Raw genomic sequence first — 14,809 nt, 5'->3', positions numbered from 1 at the left:
GACAGTTAACGCTAAAGCGGTCTCACCCCGCCATTGAAGCGGCAAAGCGTTCGAAAAGATAGAAACTGTCTTGCGGGCCAGGGCTGGCTTCCGGGTGATGCTGCACCGAAAAGACCGGTGCATCCGTCATGCGGATCCCGCAATTGGACCCATCGAAGAGCGACACATGCGATTCCATGACGCCCTCGGGCAAGGTTTGACTATCTACCGCGAACCCATGGTTCATCGAGGTGATTTCGACCTTCCCGGTTTCCATATCCTTGACCGGGTGGTTGGCCCCGTGGTGGCCGTGGTTCATCTTGACGGTCTTCGCGCCAAGCGCGAGCGCCAGCATCTGGTGGCCAAGGCAAATCCCGAAAATCGGCAGGCCCTTGTCCAGAACCCCCTTGATCATCGGAACGGCGTATTCCCCCGTCGCCGCCGGATCGCCTGGACCATTCGACAGGAAAACACCATCGGGCTCATGCGCCAGAACCTCTTCGGCCGTGGCGGTGGCGGGCAGTACGGTTACCTCGCACCCAGCACTGGCAAGACAGCGCAGGATATTCCGCTTGGCCCCGTAATCCACGGCAACCACGCGGTGCTTGGCCTCAGTCTGCGGCTTATATCCATCTGGCCATGCCCAGCGCATTTCGTTCCAACGGTACGACTGTGCACAGGTCACCTGTTTGGCCAGGTCCATCCCTTCCAGGCCCGCAAAACCACGCGCCTTTTCAACCAGCGCCGTAGTATCGAAATTGCCCTCCGGATCGTGCGCCAGGGCAACATGTGGCGCCCCCTGCTGCCGGATCGCCCGCGTCAACCGGCGGGTATCGACCCCCCCGATCGCGATGCGCCCCCTCTTGGCCAGCCAATCAGTGAGCGTTTCGGTCGCGCGCCAGTTGCTCGGCTCGGTCGGATCCCACTTGACGACCATGCCCTCGGCCACCGGATCGACGGTTTCATCATCTTCGGGGTTCACGCCCACATTGCCGATATGGGGGAAGGTGAAGGTCACGACCTGCCCGGCATAGCTGGGGTCGGTCATGATTTCCTGATAGCCCGTCATCGCGGTATTGAAGCACAACTCGGCAACGGTATCGCCCGTCGCGCCGAAGCCCTGACCGTAAAACACTGTCCCGTCAGCAAGGGCTAGACATGCGGTTGGGTGGTCCTGGGTCACTTGGGCCATGACGTGAGTCTCCGGTCTGGGCAAATTGGCGTATACCTATGTGGCGGGACTATCAGGGTCAAGCCACAAGATACCACTTTACCCCATGTATTTCAGGGCTCAAACGTATGTGTCGCAGGCCGGCTTGCCCCTGTTGCCTCGAGGGTCTGATTTGGATAGTGTCACACACTTGACGCATAGTAGGGGATGCATCGCCATGGGTTTGCGAGAGCGGATCAATACAGCCCTTAAAACGGCCATGAAAGAAAAAGACAGCGCGCGTTTGGGCACACTGCGCCTCATCAACGCGGCGATCAAGGATCAGGATATCGCGCGGCGCGGGGGGGAAGATGATACAGGCGTCAGCGATGCGGATATCCTCAGTATTCTTGGCAAGATGACCAAACAGCGTCAGGAAAGCGTCCGCGCCTACGAAGAAGGTGGGCGTCTTGACCTGGCCGAGCGTGAACGACAGGAAGTCGCGATCATCGAAGAGTTCCTGCCAAAACAACTGTCCGACGACGAGGTCGAAGCAGCTATCGACGCAGCGATTGCAGATGTCGAAGCGACCTCGATCCGGGACATGGGCAAGATCATGGGGCAACTCAAGCAGAAGTACACCGGCCAGATGGATTTCGGCACGGTAGGACCAAAGGTGAAGGCCAAGCTGGGGTAATCGCTCAACTTATTGTGCGGCATCCGTGGTAAGTGCGCGGCGCAATGCATCCGCAAGCTCACCATGAAGCGCCTTGCGCTCGTCCTCGGATAGGAAGGCCCCGATTTCGACCTCGCGGCCCTTACCCTTCATAGTGAGGTAATGCGCCACAGGGCCGCCAGTTGGATAGATATCCACCTTGGCCCAATAACTGTTGCACTCCCATTCCTGTGTCCTGCCGTCCGGATTGACGCGGGTCAGGTGCACTTCGTCAGGTCCGATCACCAATTCTTCGAGCATCTCGGCATCACGGTAGGACCGCTCTAGTGCCCACCATATTCCCCCGACGGCCACCAACAGAAATGGCAAGAGCCCCCACAGGACGAAGGTCCCCAGAAGCGGATAGAGCGGGATGGTGATCAAGGCGAAAGTACCCAGGATAAATCCCACGAATCCACGCCGCGGCAAGGACCTGTGGGGCCAGATCTTCAGGCGGGTCCGGCCCCCTGTGGTATCTTCTCTCCAAGCGTATGGCATGTACCTATTTTAGCGTGGTCTGAAAGGCAGAAAAGAGGCGTCACACCGCCACGGGGCAAAAAAACGATACGGGCAGTTTGCAATCATGCCAAAGTATGCGCGGAGGGCCTGTAAGCCGGATTCTGTCCACCCCTTGCGGGGCTGGATGACCATTCCTCTAGGCGTACCGTTACCGACACGCGTCTAGCTGCCAACCCGGATCGCCAGGCCAAGGCGGCCCTGCAGGCGGTATCCCGGAGTTCCCTCCCGGACCGGTCCCCGCGCGCGATCCCTATTCGGCATTGCTCCCGGTGGGGCTTGCCTTGCCGGTCCTGTTGCCAGTCCCGCGGTGGGCTCTTACCCCACCGTTTCACCCTCACTCCGGCAAGCCGGAGCAGATTATTCTCTGTGGCGCTTTCCCTGGGGTTTCCCCCGCCGGGCGTTACCCGGCACCGTTGCCTTGTGGAGTCCGGACTTTCCTCGCGGCCCGAAGGCCCCGCGGCCATCCGGCCCTCCGCGCAAGATGCACTTAGGCATTGGGGCCGACGCGGTCAACGGGGAAGCGCGCGGCAAGATCGGCCATAAGGGCGCGATCCGTATCGCAAAGCGGCCCTTCGGCCCATGGGCGAAAACGCTGCCGGAAGGCATCAAGGATGGCCTTCTGCCCCACATCACCCGAGGCGACATAGCCAAAGACCTGTGCATCTTGCAGGAAATCACCCGGTGTGCGCCCCAATTTCGGCCAGACGCCAAGCCCTTCCCGCGCCAGACGCCCCCAATCGAAACGCCGCCCCGGGTCGGCCTTGCGCAGGGGGGCCATATCGGAATGTCCGATAATCCGCTCAGGCGGGATGTCCCACCGCTGCATGACTCCGCGCATCAGCGCGACCAAGGTGGTGATCTGCGGCTCGGGGAAGGGATGCGTGCCGGTGTTGGCCAATTCGATCCCGATGGAGCGGGAATTGACATCGCGCACCGCGCCCCAGCCCCCTGCCCCAGCGTGCCATGCGCGCCGGTCTTCGGGAACCAGTGCAAACACCTGCCCCTTTTCACAAATCAGGTAATGCGCAGAGACTTCTGCCGCCGGATCGCACAGCCTGTCCAAGGCGGCCCCGGCTGTCTCCATCGCCGTATAGTGCAGAACGACCATATCGGGGGTGGCATCATCTCGCCGTGCCCCGAAGTTGGGGGAAACCCGTTCAACAACCGGCAAGGCTCCGGGCATCGCCCGTTACCCGCCAACCGCCTTTTGGAACGGCGCCGGGTTCCAACTACAGGCGTATCCATCGCCATCCGGGTCAAGACCAAGCCGATCTTTCTGGGGGCCGCCGCGCGACAGGAAATCTTCCTGTGCCCGGTCCGGTGAGGCGTACTTCGCGCAATTCCGGCGGAATTTCGACTCCTTGTTGAAGCCCACACGGCTGTAAACCTGTGCCCCAACCGGGTGTTTGCTGGACAAGGCATAGGCCACGATGTTGGGCCCCTGCGCACCGCTGCGCGAGGGAAGCGCCTCGGGTTCGATCACCTTGTAGCGCGCCCGGTTTCGGGCAATCAGGGCCGCGTCACTTTCAATAGACCGCCGCTCACCCACAGCCTCGAAATCATTCTCGCCGGAAATACCGGTCGAGGTATTCACAGTCGTGGGTGCCGGGTTGTCGGGACTCGCGTGAACCACGCTTTCCCCTGAATTGGCATCAGCTTCTGCCAGTGCAGCTTCGGCTTCGGCGGCAATCGACTCGGCGTCATCGTCGGTCACGGTCCGGCCAGTCGCATCGAGGCTTTCGGAAGAAACCGCATCGGGGGCAGGCAATGCACCGCCGGAAAGCTGCGCATCGCGGGCGCGCTTCTCCGCACGATAGGCGTCGTAATCGTCAAACCCCACGCCTGCGCCGCTGTCGGGAACGCTCGTGGTACAGGCACCAAGGGCCACAAGGCCCACTGCACAAAGGAAAAAACGCATCTGCTTATGTCCTGCCATTGCTCTTTCGGGCGGGTTTACCACCATTTCTCCGGTTTTGCCACAAATCCGGCGGCCTGCTCCAATGCATAGGCGGTGTTCAGCAGATCACCCTCTTCCCAAGGCCGGCCGATCAATTGCAAGCCAAGCGGCAGCCCCTGTTTATCCAGCCCCGCAGGCACCGACACACCAGGCAGTCCGGCAAGGTTCACCGTCACCGTGAACACGTCGTTGAGGTACATTTGCACCGGGTCGGCCTCGGTCATCTCCCCCAGAGCAAAGGCCGACGAGGGCGTGGCCGGGGTCAGGATCGCGTCGACCCCTTGATCGAAAACCTGTTCGAAGTCGCGCTTGATCAGGGTGCGGACCTTGCGCGCGCGGTTGTAATACGCGTCGTAAAATCCGGCAGACAGCACATAGGTACCCACCATCACGCGGCGCTTGACCTCGTCGCCAAAGCCTTCGGCGCGGGTTTTCTCGTACATCTCGGTGATACCGTCGCCCTGCTCCAGCTTGGCCCGGTGACCGTAACGCACCCCGTCATAGCGTGCGAGGTTCGACGATGCCTCGGCCGGTGCAATCACGTAATAGGCCGGCAAGGCGTACTTGGTATGCGGCAGGGAAATCTCACGGATCTCGGCGCCGGCATCTTTCAGCATCGCGGTGCCATCGGCCCAAAGCTTTTCGATCTCTTCCGGCATGCCCTCCATGTGATATTCCCGAGGAATACCAATAACCTTGCCCTTGATGTCGCCGGTCAGCATCGCCTCGAAATCAGGGACGGGAATGTCGGCGCTTGTGCTGTCCTTGGGGTCGTGCCCGCACATGGCCTCAAGCATGATGGCCGCGTCGCGGACATCCTTGGTCATCGGCCCCGCCTGATCCAGCGACGAGGCGAAGGCCACGATCCCCCACCGCGAGCAACGCCCGTAGGTCGGCTTGATCCCCGTGATGCCGGTAAAGGCCGCCGGTTGCCGGATCGACCCGCCGGTGTCGGTGCCAGTGGCGGCAAGACAAAGGTCGGCGGCCACGGCACTGGCCGACCCGCCCGAAGAGCCGCCGGGCGTCAATTCCCGACCATCCACTTTCCATGGATTCACGGCATTGCCGTACACGCTGGTTTCGTTGGAAGACCCCATGGCAAATTCATCCATGTTGAGCTTGCCCAGCATGACCGCACCCGCATCGAAAAGGTTCTGGGTCACGGTCGATTCATACTCAGGCTTGAAGCCTTCGAGGATACCGCTGGCCGCTTGGCTGGCCACACCCTTGGTGCAAAACAGATCCTTGATCCCCAAGGGAATACCGCACATCGCGGGCGCATCGCCGACCTTGATCCGCTCATCCGCCGCCTTGGCCTGTTCGCGCGCCAGATCGGAAGTGTCATGCACAAAGGCATTGAGCGCGCCGGCTCCCTCCACCTGAGTCAGGCAGGCCTCGGTCAATTCCGCACTTGTCACCTCGCCCTTGCGCAGGGCATCGCGGGCGGTGGCGATGGTCAGTTTGTTCAGATCGGTCATTATTCCACCACTTTCGGTACGGCAAAGAACCCTTCACGTGCATCGGGCGCGTTCGACAGGACCTTCTCGGGCATGCCGCCTTCGGTCACCTGATCCTCGCGCCGCTTGAGGCGCATGGGCGTGACACTGGTCATCGGCTCGACGCCCTCCACGTCCACCTCGCCCAACTGTTCGATGAAGCCGAGGATATTGTTGAATTCCTGCGCCAGCGCTGGCAGCGCATCGTCTTCCACGCGGATGCGGGCCAGCTTGGCCACCTTGGCGGCGGTTTCCTTGTCGATCGACATTGCCTGATCTCCCGTTTGTCGGTTGTCCTGCGTTTAGCGCCGCAGGCCATGACCCGCAAGCATTGCGGCACTCCAAATCCGCCGCATGCCCCCTTTTCGTGCGACAAAGGCATGTTAGGCTTGCATCAACAACAGACAGGAGGATGAGATGAAAATAACATGGTTGGGCCATTCTTCGTTCAGGATCGAAATCGGCGGGCTGTGCCTGCTCATCGATCCGTGGCTGACCGGCAACCCGATGATGCCAGAGGACAGGCATGACGAGGCCACGAAAGGGGCCACGCACATTCTTCTGACCCATGCACATTTCGATCATGTGAGCGATGTTCTTGGCGTGGCGAAGGCACAAGGCATCCCGGTGGTCGGGCAGTTTGACCTGATGTCGTATTGGGAAGAACACGAGAAAATCAAGGTTGTGGGCTTCAACAAAGGTGGCACGGTGGACCTTGGCGGCGTCAAGGTGACCATGGTGCATGCCGTGCACTCCTCAAGCTTCGGCACCGAGACCGGGCCCAGCGTTCCGGGGACAGAATGCGGCTACATGATCGAGGGTGACGGCCATACGATCTATGTCTCGGGCGATACCGACGTGATGGCCGACATGAAAATCTTCAACGACCTGCACCAACCCGACATCGGCATTCTCTGCGCGGGCGGGCATTTCACCATGGATATGCGTCGCGCGGCCTATGCGGCCAAGGAGTTCTTTAATTTCAACACGGTCATTCCCTGCCATTACAAGACCTTCCCGATCTTGGAGCAATCAGCCGAGGAACTGGTCAGGGCCCTGCCGACAGTGGATGTGATCGAGCCGGAGGTATTGCAACCGATCGAGCTGTGATTGGGGCTTTGCCCCCGGGGCCTTTGGCCCCTCCCCCAGGATATTTGCAAAAAGAAGAAAGGGTTAGGGGCGTTTTGCCTTGAAAAAATCCGTCAACAGGGCCTCGGCCTCGGCGGCACTGATGCCATCGTAGACCTCGGGCACGTGATGGCATTGCGGGTGTGAGAAGACCCGCGCGCCATGGGCCACGCCACCGGATTTCGGATCAGCCGCGCCATAGTATACCCGGGAAATGCGGGCGGCAGAGATCGCCGTGGCGCACATCGCGCAGGGCTCCAGCGTGACGTAAAGCGCATGGCCCGGAAGGCGTTCACTGCCCGCTTTGGCGCATCCCTCGCGGATCACGAGAATTTCCGCATGCGCGGTGGGGTCGTGCAATTCGCGTGTGCGGTTGCCCGCCTGTGCCACCACTTGGCCGCGCGGGTCTACAAGCACGGCACCAACAGGAACCTCGCCGCGATCTGCGGCGGCGCGGGCCTCGAACAGGGCCGTTTGCATGTGGCTCGTGAAACGCATACCCTCTCTTGCCGCGCGATCCGTGCTTTCGCAAGCCCGGGCTTTGCGGTAATCGGGGCGCATGACGGAAAGCCAACATAAGGGCGAGCGGATCGCCAAGGTCATCGCGCGGGCCGGTCTTGCCAGCCGACGCGAGGCCGAACGCATGATCGAGTCTGGCCGGGTCAAGGTTAACGGCAAGTTAATCGACCGGGCGGCCTTGAATATAACGCCAAAGGACAAGGTAACGGTGGATGGGCGGGACCTGTCGGCCCCCGAGCCGCCGCGGCTTTGGCTGTACCACAAGCCCACGGGCCTTGTGACCACCACCCGCGACGAACAGGGGCGGCCAACGATTTATGACGAGTTGCCAGACGACCTGCCGAGGGTGATGAGCGTGGGGCGGCTCGACCTGAATTCCGAAGGATTGCTATTGCTGACCAATGACGGGGGCATAAAGCGCAAGCTGGAGCTCCCCTCGACCGGATGGCTGCGCAAATACCGGGTGCGCGTGAAAGGGCGGCCAACGGACAAGACGCTGGACCCGCTGCGCCAAGGCATTGAAATTGAAGGCGAAAAATTCCAATCCATGACGGTTTCACTTGACCGGCAGCAAGGCGCGAATGCTTGGGTCACGGTGGGGCTGCGCGAAGGCAAAAACCGCGAAATCCGCCGCGCGATGGAGGCCGTGGGCCTGTCGGTGAACAGGTTGATCCGTATTTCTTACGGACCCTTTCAACTGGGTCAGTTGAAGCCCGGTGAGGTGCAGGAAATCCGGCCCCGGGTCCTGAAAGACCAGTTGGGAATGCAGGGGGACGAAGAGAAGAAACCCGGCAAACCCACCCCAAAACGCACCCGGCGCGCCCCCGGCAAACCGCGCCAGAAATAGCGGGCTGTGCCGCGTCGGTATTTTGTCGGTATCGCGTCGGTGAAAAACACCGACGCCTACCCGGCCACCTGCCAGCTTTTGCGATAGGCGCGCGGCGACATGCCGTACCGCTTGCGAAAGCGCGCGCCCATCTGCGAGGCGCTGTTAAAGCCGGTGGCCGCCGCGATCTCGGCCACGCTGAGATCGGTTTCGTTCAAAAGCGCATGTGCCCGGGCAATCCGCAGGTCGATATAGAACTGCGCGGGCGTGGTGCCGACGTGGCCGGTAAAGAGGCGCTCCAACTGTCGACGGGAAATCCCCACCTGCTCCGCCAGTTCGGAAATTTCCAACGGTGTCTCGATGGTCTCGTTCATCGCCCGCATAGCCGCGATAAGGTGCGGATTGCGACTACTGAGGGCATGGGAAAAGCCCGAGCGCTGCGGGGCCTCATGGGTCGAGGCGCGGAAATGCAGGCACATGTCGGCCACCACGCTGGCCAAGTCTGCCCCGTGGTCGCGCTCTATCAAATGCAGCATCATATCGGTGGCGGCGCTGCCGCCGCCGCAGGTAATCAGGCCACGGTCGATCTCATAGAGCGCGCCCGTCGGCTCAAGCCCCATGAAACGTTCGGTGAAGGCGGGTTGGTTTTCCCAATGCAGGGTAAAGCGCCGCCCCTCCAGAAGCCCCGCGCGGGCAAGCGCGAAAGCCCCGGTGCAGATGCCCCCGACAGTACAGCCAAAGGCACGTTGACGGCTGATCCAGCGGGTGGCGCGCAGGGTCACGGTTTCGGTGGGCTCGATCCCGGCACAGACAAACGCCAGCGCCTCGCGCGGGACATCGTGCAAACCACTGTCAGGCGTGATCGTTACCCCGCAGGAACAGGAGACCGGCCCGCCGTCCTCGCTCATCAGGAACCAGCGGTAAAGTTCGCGCCCTGCCACCTGATTGGCCACGCGCAGCGGCTCAAGCGCCGAGGTGAAGGCCAAGAGCGTCAGCTTGGGCAGCAAAAGAAAGTGAACGTCGCGTGGCGGACCGTCGTAATCCACCCGGAAACTGGCCGCGCCGCGGGGTACGAAGCTACGTGTTGTCATGTGCCCTCGATACCACGGCCCTTCGCAAGCGATAGAGCAAAGACACGCGTTTCATTTTGTTTTTGCGACAAGGCTGGGCTAAAGCGGCAGCTGACATGTAACGAACGAGGGGCATTCAAAAATGGCCGACCTGTTGACGATCGAAAACCTGGGCAACTTGCTGATGCTGTGCTTTTTGCAAGCTGTGCTGGGCTTCGACAACCTGCTTTATATCTCTATCGAATCACAGCGCGCACCTGTTGCACAGCAAAAGGCGGTGCGCTTTTGGGGCATCATCATCGCGGTGGCCCTTCGTGTCGTGCTGCTGTTTGTCATGATCCAGCTGATCGATGCCATGGCCGAGCCATTCTATATTTTCAACTGGCCCGGTGTTCTGGAAGGCGGGGTGAACTTTGCCACCTGTGTCTTCATCATCGGCGGGATTTTCATCATCTATACGGCGGTCAAGGAAATCAGCCATATGTTGTCGATCGAACATCTGAATACAGATGTCAGCGGTAAATCGGGCAAATCCGCCGCGCAGGTGATCATGCTGATCGTGACGATGAACCTGATCTTTTCGTTCGATTCGGTCCTTTCAGCCTTAGCGATCACCGATGTTTTCCCGATCCTTGCCTTTGCGATCATCCTGTCGGGGCTGGCCATGCTGGTTCTGGCCGATGGGGTAACAGCCTTTCTGGAGAAAAACCGGATGTACGAGGTTCTCGGCCTGTTCATCCTGTTGATCGTGGGGGTCGTTCTGTTGGGCGAGGCCGGGCAAGCGGCGGCGCATGCCATGCATGACGACGCGCTGGCGCTGAAATTCTTTGGTTACGAAGTGGTGCCGATGTCCAAGACCACCTTCTATTTCTCTGTTGTCGTCCTGGTGGCCGTGGAGGTGATACAGTCGGGCTATACCCGCAAGCTGAACGCCGAGCGGCGAACCGCCGCGCGGCACTGATCCACGCCTATCGCGCATCGCCTGAGAGCTTTCGGGCGGTGCGCCACCCACGCGAATCTTCCCCCTAGCATGCAAGCGCAGCATGGCCTAAGTTCTTCGTGAACCACTGGGCCGCGGGGGGTGTATGTCCGATACCGGGTTGCAAAAACTGGCGTTTTTCCTGCTTGTTGCATTGATGCTTTACGTGTCGATCGCAGGAGGCGCGTGATATGGCCCAAAGATACGGCGGAAAATACAGCCCCGATGGCGCGCAAGGCGGAACGCCGCCTGTGGACCGGGGCAGTTATCAGGGTGCGCAGCGCACCAAGGCCGGAGGGCGGGTGAACCTGCTGTTTCTGGCGCCCTTGCCCTTGATCGTAAAAGCGTTCACGTCTGAGCCCGTGGACATGGCGATGTATCTTGCCGCGCTTGGCCTTCTCATTTTGGCCGCGTGGCTGACGCGTGAGGGAATCTTGGCGCAGGAGGCCTACGAGGCGCGCAAGGTGGCGCGCCGACCTGCCCTGCCGCGTAAGATCGTGGGATCTTTGGCCACTGGCCTTGGCTTGGGGATCGCAGGGTTTGCCGGGTTTGGCCTGTTGGAGGCGGTGATTTTTGCCGTGCTGGGCGCTGTCATTCATTCCTTTGCCTTTGGGTTGGACCCCTTGCAGGACAAGGGAGCCGAGGGCGTGGACCTGTTCCAGACCGACCGCGTGGCGCGCGCCGTGGACGAGGCGGAAAAACATCTTTCGGCGATGTCCGATGCCATCAAGCGCGCGGGCGACCGGCAGCTTGAGGGCCGGATCGAGCGTTTCAAGAGCACCGCGCGCGATCTGTTCCGCACGGTCGAGGAAGACCCCCGAGACCTGACGGCAGCGCGAAAGTATCTTTCGGTCTATTTGCTGGGGGCCAAGGACGCGACGGTGAAATTCGCCGATATCTATAGCCGCAACCGCGATAGCGCGGCGCGGCAGGATTACGTGACGCTTCTGGATGATCTGGAAGGCAACTTCGCTGCCCGGACCGAGAAACTTTTGCTGGACGACCGCAGCGATTTGACCATTGAAATTGACGTGCTGCGCGACCGTTTGCAGCGCGAGGGCATCCGCCCGAACGGTAACAACGAGTAAGGGGACAGCCATGTCAGAGAATACCCGTCAGAAAGCCGAGGCCGCACTGGCCGAGGTGGAGGAAGTCAGCCGCGCAATCCTGCCTGAACCGGCGGATGCCAATGCAATTGTTCCGCTGGAAAAGGCCGATGCCCCGGTCGGGTCGGAAATCCGCAAACGGATGGACGAGATCGACATGGCCGACACCAATTCGATCGTCTCCTTCGGGTCTGCCGCGCAGGCCGAGTTGCAGGAAATCTCGCAAAGCATGCTGCAAGGTGTGCGCAACAAGGATGTGGGCCCGGCAGGCGACAGCTTGCGCGGGATCGTGACGACGATCCGGGGGTTTTCGGTCTCGGAACTGGACGTACGCCGCGAGCGGTCGTGGTGGGAAAAACTGTTGGGCAAGGCCGCGCCCTTTGCCAAGTTCACCGCCCGCTACGAAAGCGTTCAGGGGCAGATCGACAAGATCACCGACGATCTGCTGCATCATGAGCATACCCTGCTCAAGGACATAAAATCGCTCGACCTGCTGTATGAAAAGACGCTGCAGTTCTACGACGAACTGGCGCTTTACATCTCGGCAGGTGAAGAGAAGCTGAAGGAACTGGATGAAAAGGTCATCCCGGCCAAGGAAGACGAGGTTCAGGCAGCGCCGGAAAACGATCAGGTGCTCAAGGCGCAGGAATTGCGCGACCTGCGCGCCGCACGCGATGACCTGGAACGCCGGGTACATGACCTGAAGTTGACCCGCCAGGTGACCATGCAATCCCTGCCCTCGATCCGCCTGGTGCAGGAAAACGACAAATCGCTGGTGACCAAGATCAACTCCACGCTGGTCAACACCGTGCCGCTTTGGGAAACCCAACTGGCCCAGGCCGTCACCATTCAACGCAGCGCCGAGGCCGCCGCTGCCGTGCGTGACGCCAATGACCTGACCAATGAATTGCTGACGTCGAATGCCGAGAACCTCCGCGAAAGCAACAAGATGATCCGCGAGGAAATGGAACGCGGTGTCTTCGACATCGAGGCGGTCAAGAAGGCCAATGCGGACCTGATCGGCACCATCGAGGAAAGCCTGCAAATCGCCGACGAAGGCAAGGCCAAGCGCGCCGCAGCCGAGGAAGAGCTCAAGAAAATGGAAACCGAGTTGCGCGATACATTGGCCGCAGCCAAGGCGCGCAAGGATGGCGTAGGCGACAACGCTGGCACCGCCGTGCCAAAGGCCTGAGCGCGATGCCCAAGGCGCGCCGCATTCTGAATTCGGGTTTATCGGGGCTGGCTGCGCTGGCCCTGTCGGCCTGTATGGCGCTGCCGCCGACCACGCCTTCGACAAATCCGCAGGCCCGGCCTGCGGGATTGGCCCCTGCCCCGATGCCGTCGCCCAATCCAGAGGGGCCGTCTCGGCGCAGTCAGGCCCTCTCACGATATTATTCCGCAGTACAGGCAGATCTACTCGCCCAAGGGCTATTGCGCACGGGCGGTGGCGGGGTGGACACCCCCTATACCGACACGGATGTAATGCGCAATTTCGAGCGGATCGCCTTTTACGATGAATACGCCCGCAATGCGGGTTTCCAACGCGCCGGCGACACGCCCGGGGGCCTGCGAAAATGGACCGGACCGGTGCGCATGACCGTGGAATTCGGGGCCAATGTGCCACAAGATCAGCGCGCCGACGACAAGACAATGGTCAACGATTATGCCGCGCGCCTTGCCCGGATCACAGGCCACCCTATCAGCGCGGGCAGTTCAAACCCCAATTTCCATGTGCTATTCATGAGCGAGGACGACCGTCAGCAGGCGGTGAACCGTATTCGGCAAATCGTGCCCAACATCGGCACCAACTCTTTGGCGCTCTTTCGCAACCTGCCACGCTCGATACATTGCCTTGTTGTCGCCTTTTCGGACAGCAACAACGACTACCGCTATAGCCGGGCGATTGCGCTGATCCGCTCGGAACACCCCGATTTGATGCGCCGTTCCTGCGTGCATGAGGAACTGGCCCAGGGGCTTGGCCTGGCCAATGACAGCCCACAGGCGCGCCCCTCGATTTTCAACGACGACGACGAATTCGCGCTGCTGACCACCCATGACGAGGAATTGCTGCGCCTATTATATAACCCGGCCCTGAAACCCGGCATGACCCCGGATCAGGCCCGCCCGATCATCCGCCGCATCCTTTTGGGTGGCGGGCCGATCTGACGACATCAAGGAGACCTGAATTATGGGTATTTTCGATTTTCTGACCGGTGAATTCATCGACGTCATCCATTGGGTCGACGACACGCGCGACACCATGGTCTGGCGGTTTCAGCGCGAAGGCCATGAAATCAAGTACGGTGCCAAGCTGACCGTGCGCGAGGGGCAATCGGCGGTTTTCGTTCACGAGGGGCAACTGGCCGATGTCTTTACCCCCGGTCTCTATTTTCTTGAGACCAACAACATGCCGATCCTGACGACGCTCAACCACTGGGATCATAGTTTCAAATCGCCGTTCAAATCCGAGGTTTATTTCGTCAACACCACCCGCTTCAGCGATCTGAAGTGGGGCACGAAAAACCCCATCATGCTACGCGACCCCGAGTTCGGGCCGACCCGCATTCGCGCCTTCGGCACCTATGCGGTGAAGGTCTCCGACCCGGCCAGATTCCTGACCGAGATCGTCGGCACCGATGGCGAATTCACCATGGACGAGATCAGCTACCAGATCCGGAACATCATCGTGCAGTCGTTTTCGCGGATCATCGCCGGAAGCGGCATCCCCGTGCTGGACATGGCCGCCAATACCCGCGACCTGGGCAAGCTGGTGGCAAGCGAAATTTCCAAGGTGGTGGCCGAGTATGGCCTGACCATCCCCGAGTTCTATATCGAGAACATCTCGCTGCCCCCCGCCGTGGAAGAGGCTTTGGACAAGCGCACCTCGATGGGCTTGGCCGGGGACTTGGGCAAGTTCACGCAGTATTCCGCCGCCGAGGCCATGACATCGGCCGCAGGTACGCCGTCCGGTGGCGGCGGCATGGGCGCGGGCCTTGGCATGGGCATGGGTATGGCCATGGCACAAAACATGGCAAACCAAGGGCCGTGGGGGGCGCAACCCGCGCAATCGCCCGCCGCCCCGCCCCCCCCGCCGATGGAACATGTCTGGCATATCGCCGAGGGTGGCGAGACCAAGGGGCCGTTCTCCAAGGCTGCGCTTGGCCGGATGGCCACCGAGGGCAAGATCACCCGCGACACCTATGTCTGGACCGCCGGTCAGGACGGCTGGATGAAGGCCGAGGATGTGCAGGAACTGGCACAGCTTTTCACCATCCTGCCGCCGCCCCCGCCGGGGGCCTGAGCGCCGATTTGATGGCCGCCGCGCGGGCCCTTGGCCGGCGCGGCTTTCTTTGTTCTGACAGGTG

At 61.0% G+C, this 14,809-nt stretch carries 16 protein-coding genes and 1 other RNA gene; 8 read left to right on the top strand and 9 right to left on the bottom strand.

The genetic code is table 11. The annotated features are described in order from the left end of the window. Nucleotides 1-22 precede the first annotated feature (22 nt). The gene (gene carA, locus FDP25_RS14215) at nucleotides 23-1,171 is read right to left on the bottom strand and encodes a glutamine-hydrolyzing carbamoyl-phosphate synthase small subunit (protein WP_154153701.1); all 1,149 of its coding nucleotides are present in this window, start codon (nucleotides 1,169-1,171) and stop codon (nucleotides 23-25) included. Nucleotides 1,172-1,367: 196 nt separating this feature from the next. Here carA and FDP25_RS14210 point away from each other — a divergent pair, with 196 nt between their 5' ends. Further along, the gene (locus FDP25_RS14210) at nucleotides 1,368-1,826 is read left to right on the top strand and encodes a GatB/YqeY domain-containing protein (RefSeq protein ID WP_154153699.1); all 459 of its coding nucleotides are present in this window, start codon (nucleotides 1,368-1,370) and stop codon (nucleotides 1,824-1,826) included. Nucleotides 1,827-1,835: 9 nt separating this feature from the next. Here the strand turns inward: FDP25_RS14210 and FDP25_RS14205 are convergent, their stop codons facing one another. The 6 genes from FDP25_RS14205 to gatC form a co-directional block, all read right to left on the bottom strand. After that, entirely contained in the window at nucleotides 1,836-2,342 is a 507-nt protein-coding gene (locus FDP25_RS14205) for a DUF2244 domain-containing protein (protein WP_154153697.1), read from the bottom strand. A 95-nt stretch (nucleotides 2,343-2,437) separates the two neighbouring features. Then, an RNA gene (rnpB, locus tag FDP25_RS14200) (RNase P RNA component class A) lies at nucleotides 2,438-2,839 on the bottom strand. 11 nt (nucleotides 2,840-2,850) lie between these two features. After that, complete coding sequence (locus FDP25_RS14195) at nucleotides 2,851-3,546, bottom strand: N-acetylmuramoyl-L-alanine amidase (RefSeq protein WP_484592887.1); 696 nt, start codon at nucleotides 3,544-3,546, stop codon at nucleotides 2,851-2,853. A 6-nt stretch (nucleotides 3,547-3,552) separates the two neighbouring features. Continuing rightward, complete coding sequence (locus FDP25_RS14190) at nucleotides 3,553-4,281, bottom strand: hypothetical protein (protein WP_154153694.1); 729 nt, start codon at nucleotides 4,279-4,281, stop codon at nucleotides 3,553-3,555. A gap of 35 nt (nucleotides 4,282-4,316) precedes the next feature. Beyond that, nucleotides 4,317-5,798, bottom strand: coding sequence for an Asp-tRNA(Asn)/Glu-tRNA(Gln) amidotransferase subunit GatA (gene gatA / locus FDP25_RS14185; protein WP_154153691.1), 1,482 nt, complete (start codon nucleotides 5,796-5,798; stop codon nucleotides 4,317-4,319). Continuing rightward, nucleotides 5,798-6,085 (bottom strand): Asp-tRNA(Asn)/Glu-tRNA(Gln) amidotransferase subunit GatC, encoded by a 288-nt coding sequence (gatC, locus tag FDP25_RS14180; protein WP_154153688.1) that lies wholly within the window; start codon nucleotides 6,083-6,085, stop codon nucleotides 5,798-5,800. Before gatC ends, gatA begins: the two co-directional genes overlap by 1 nt. A gap of 148 nt (nucleotides 6,086-6,233) precedes the next feature. On the opposite strand from gatC, the gene FDP25_RS14175 reads away from it, so the two are divergent. Next, a complete protein-coding gene (locus FDP25_RS14175; protein ID WP_154153685.1) occupies nucleotides 6,234-6,926 on the top strand; it encodes a metal-dependent hydrolase in 693 nt (230 codons plus the stop codon). Nucleotides 6,927-6,989: 63 nt separating this feature from the next. Here FDP25_RS14175 and FDP25_RS14170 read toward each other — a convergent pair whose 3' ends face one another. Continuing rightward, nucleotides 6,990-7,442, bottom strand: coding sequence for a nucleoside deaminase (locus FDP25_RS14170; protein WP_154153682.1), 453 nt, complete (start codon nucleotides 7,440-7,442; stop codon nucleotides 6,990-6,992). A gap of 61 nt (nucleotides 7,443-7,503) precedes the next feature. Here FDP25_RS14170 and FDP25_RS14165 point away from each other — a divergent pair, with 61 nt between their 5' ends. Beyond that, nucleotides 7,504-8,310, top strand: coding sequence for a pseudouridine synthase (locus FDP25_RS14165; protein ID WP_154153679.1), 807 nt, complete (start codon nucleotides 7,504-7,506; stop codon nucleotides 8,308-8,310). A 56-nt stretch (nucleotides 8,311-8,366) separates the two neighbouring features. On the opposite strand, the gene FDP25_RS14160 is transcribed toward FDP25_RS14165, so the two are convergent. Beyond that, entirely contained in the window at nucleotides 8,367-9,380 is a 1,014-nt protein-coding gene (locus FDP25_RS14160) for a GlxA family transcriptional regulator (protein ID WP_154153676.1), read from the bottom strand. A 121-nt stretch (nucleotides 9,381-9,501) separates the two neighbouring features. Between FDP25_RS14160 and FDP25_RS14155 the strand changes: the two genes are divergently transcribed. The 5 genes from FDP25_RS14155 (at nucleotide 9,502) to FDP25_RS14135 (ending at nucleotide 14,745) form a co-directional block, all read left to right on the top strand. Next, nucleotides 9,502-10,320 (top strand): TerC family protein, encoded by an 819-nt coding sequence (locus FDP25_RS14155; RefSeq protein WP_154153673.1) that lies wholly within the window; start codon nucleotides 9,502-9,504, stop codon nucleotides 10,318-10,320. A 209-nt stretch (nucleotides 10,321-10,529) separates the two neighbouring features. Continuing rightward, nucleotides 10,530-11,426: a 5-bromo-4-chloroindolyl phosphate hydrolysis family protein gene (locus FDP25_RS14150; protein ID WP_154153670.1), complete on the top strand. Its 897-nt coding sequence runs from the start codon at nucleotides 10,530-10,532 to the stop codon at nucleotides 11,424-11,426. Nucleotides 11,427-11,436: 10 nt separating this feature from the next. Next, the gene (locus FDP25_RS14145; protein ID WP_154153667.1) at nucleotides 11,437-12,636 is read left to right on the top strand and encodes a toxic anion resistance protein; all 1,200 of its coding nucleotides are present in this window, start codon (nucleotides 11,437-11,439) and stop codon (nucleotides 12,634-12,636) included. 5 nt (nucleotides 12,637-12,641) lie between these two features. After that, nucleotides 12,642-13,610, top strand: coding sequence for a DUF2927 domain-containing protein (locus FDP25_RS14140; protein WP_154153664.1), 969 nt, complete (start codon nucleotides 12,642-12,644; stop codon nucleotides 13,608-13,610). A gap of 22 nt (nucleotides 13,611-13,632) precedes the next feature. Then, nucleotides 13,633-14,745, top strand: coding sequence for an SPFH domain-containing protein (locus FDP25_RS14135; RefSeq protein WP_154153661.1), 1,113 nt, complete (start codon nucleotides 13,633-13,635; stop codon nucleotides 14,743-14,745). Nucleotides 14,746-14,809 lie beyond the last annotated feature (64 nt).

It is taken from the genome of Roseovarius bejariae (genome assembly GCF_009669325.1).
Taxonomy (GTDB): Bacteria; Pseudomonadota; Alphaproteobacteria; order Rhodobacterales; family Rhodobacteraceae; genus Roseovarius; species Roseovarius bejariae.
Note: the sequence above shows the minus strand (reverse complement) of the source record. Positions and strands in the feature narration are given on the sequence as shown.

What these genes read in the sequence shown, in the direction of transcription:
- carA (WP_154153701.1), bottom strand. Translation starts at nt 1,171, where the DNA reads ATGGCCCAAGTGACCCAGGACCACCCAACCGCATGTCTAGCCCTTGCT.
- FDP25_RS14210 (WP_154153699.1), top strand. Translation starts at nt 1,368, where the DNA reads ATGGGTTTGCGAGAGCGGATCAATACAGCCCTTAAAACGGCCATGAAA.
- FDP25_RS14205 (WP_154153697.1), bottom strand. Translation starts at nt 2,342, where the DNA reads ATGCCATACGCTTGGAGAGAAGATACCACAGGGGGCCGGACCCGCCTG.
- FDP25_RS14195 (WP_484592887.1), bottom strand. Translation starts at nt 3,546, where the DNA reads ATGCCCGGAGCCTTGCCGGTTGTTGAACGGGTTTCCCCCAACTTCGGG.
- FDP25_RS14190 (WP_154153694.1), bottom strand. Translation starts at nt 4,281, where the DNA reads ATGCGTTTTTTCCTTTGTGCAGTGGGCCTTGTGGCCCTTGGTGCCTGT.
- gatA (WP_154153691.1), bottom strand. Translation starts at nt 5,798, where the DNA reads ATGACCGATCTGAACAAACTGACCATCGCCACCGCCCGCGATGCCCTG.
- gatC (WP_154153688.1), bottom strand. Translation starts at nt 6,085, where the DNA reads ATGTCGATCGACAAGGAAACCGCCGCCAAGGTGGCCAAGCTGGCCCGC.
- FDP25_RS14175 (WP_154153685.1), top strand. Translation starts at nt 6,234, where the DNA reads ATGAAAATAACATGGTTGGGCCATTCTTCGTTCAGGATCGAAATCGGC.
- FDP25_RS14170 (WP_154153682.1), bottom strand. Translation starts at nt 7,442, where the DNA reads ATGCGTTTCACGAGCCACATGCAAACGGCCCTGTTCGAGGCCCGCGCC.
- FDP25_RS14165 (WP_154153679.1), top strand. Translation starts at nt 7,504, where the DNA reads ATGACGGAAAGCCAACATAAGGGCGAGCGGATCGCCAAGGTCATCGCG.
- FDP25_RS14160 (WP_154153676.1), bottom strand. Translation starts at nt 9,380, where the DNA reads ATGACAACACGTAGCTTCGTACCCCGCGGCGCGGCCAGTTTCCGGGTG.
- FDP25_RS14155 (WP_154153673.1), top strand. Translation starts at nt 9,502, where the DNA reads ATGGCCGACCTGTTGACGATCGAAAACCTGGGCAACTTGCTGATGCTG.
- FDP25_RS14150 (WP_154153670.1), top strand. Translation starts at nt 10,530, where the DNA reads ATGGCCCAAAGATACGGCGGAAAATACAGCCCCGATGGCGCGCAAGGC.
- FDP25_RS14145 (WP_154153667.1), top strand. Translation starts at nt 11,437, where the DNA reads ATGTCAGAGAATACCCGTCAGAAAGCCGAGGCCGCACTGGCCGAGGTG.
- FDP25_RS14140 (WP_154153664.1), top strand. Translation starts at nt 12,642, where the DNA reads ATGCCCAAGGCGCGCCGCATTCTGAATTCGGGTTTATCGGGGCTGGCT.
- FDP25_RS14135 (WP_154153661.1), top strand. Translation starts at nt 13,633, where the DNA reads ATGGGTATTTTCGATTTTCTGACCGGTGAATTCATCGACGTCATCCAT.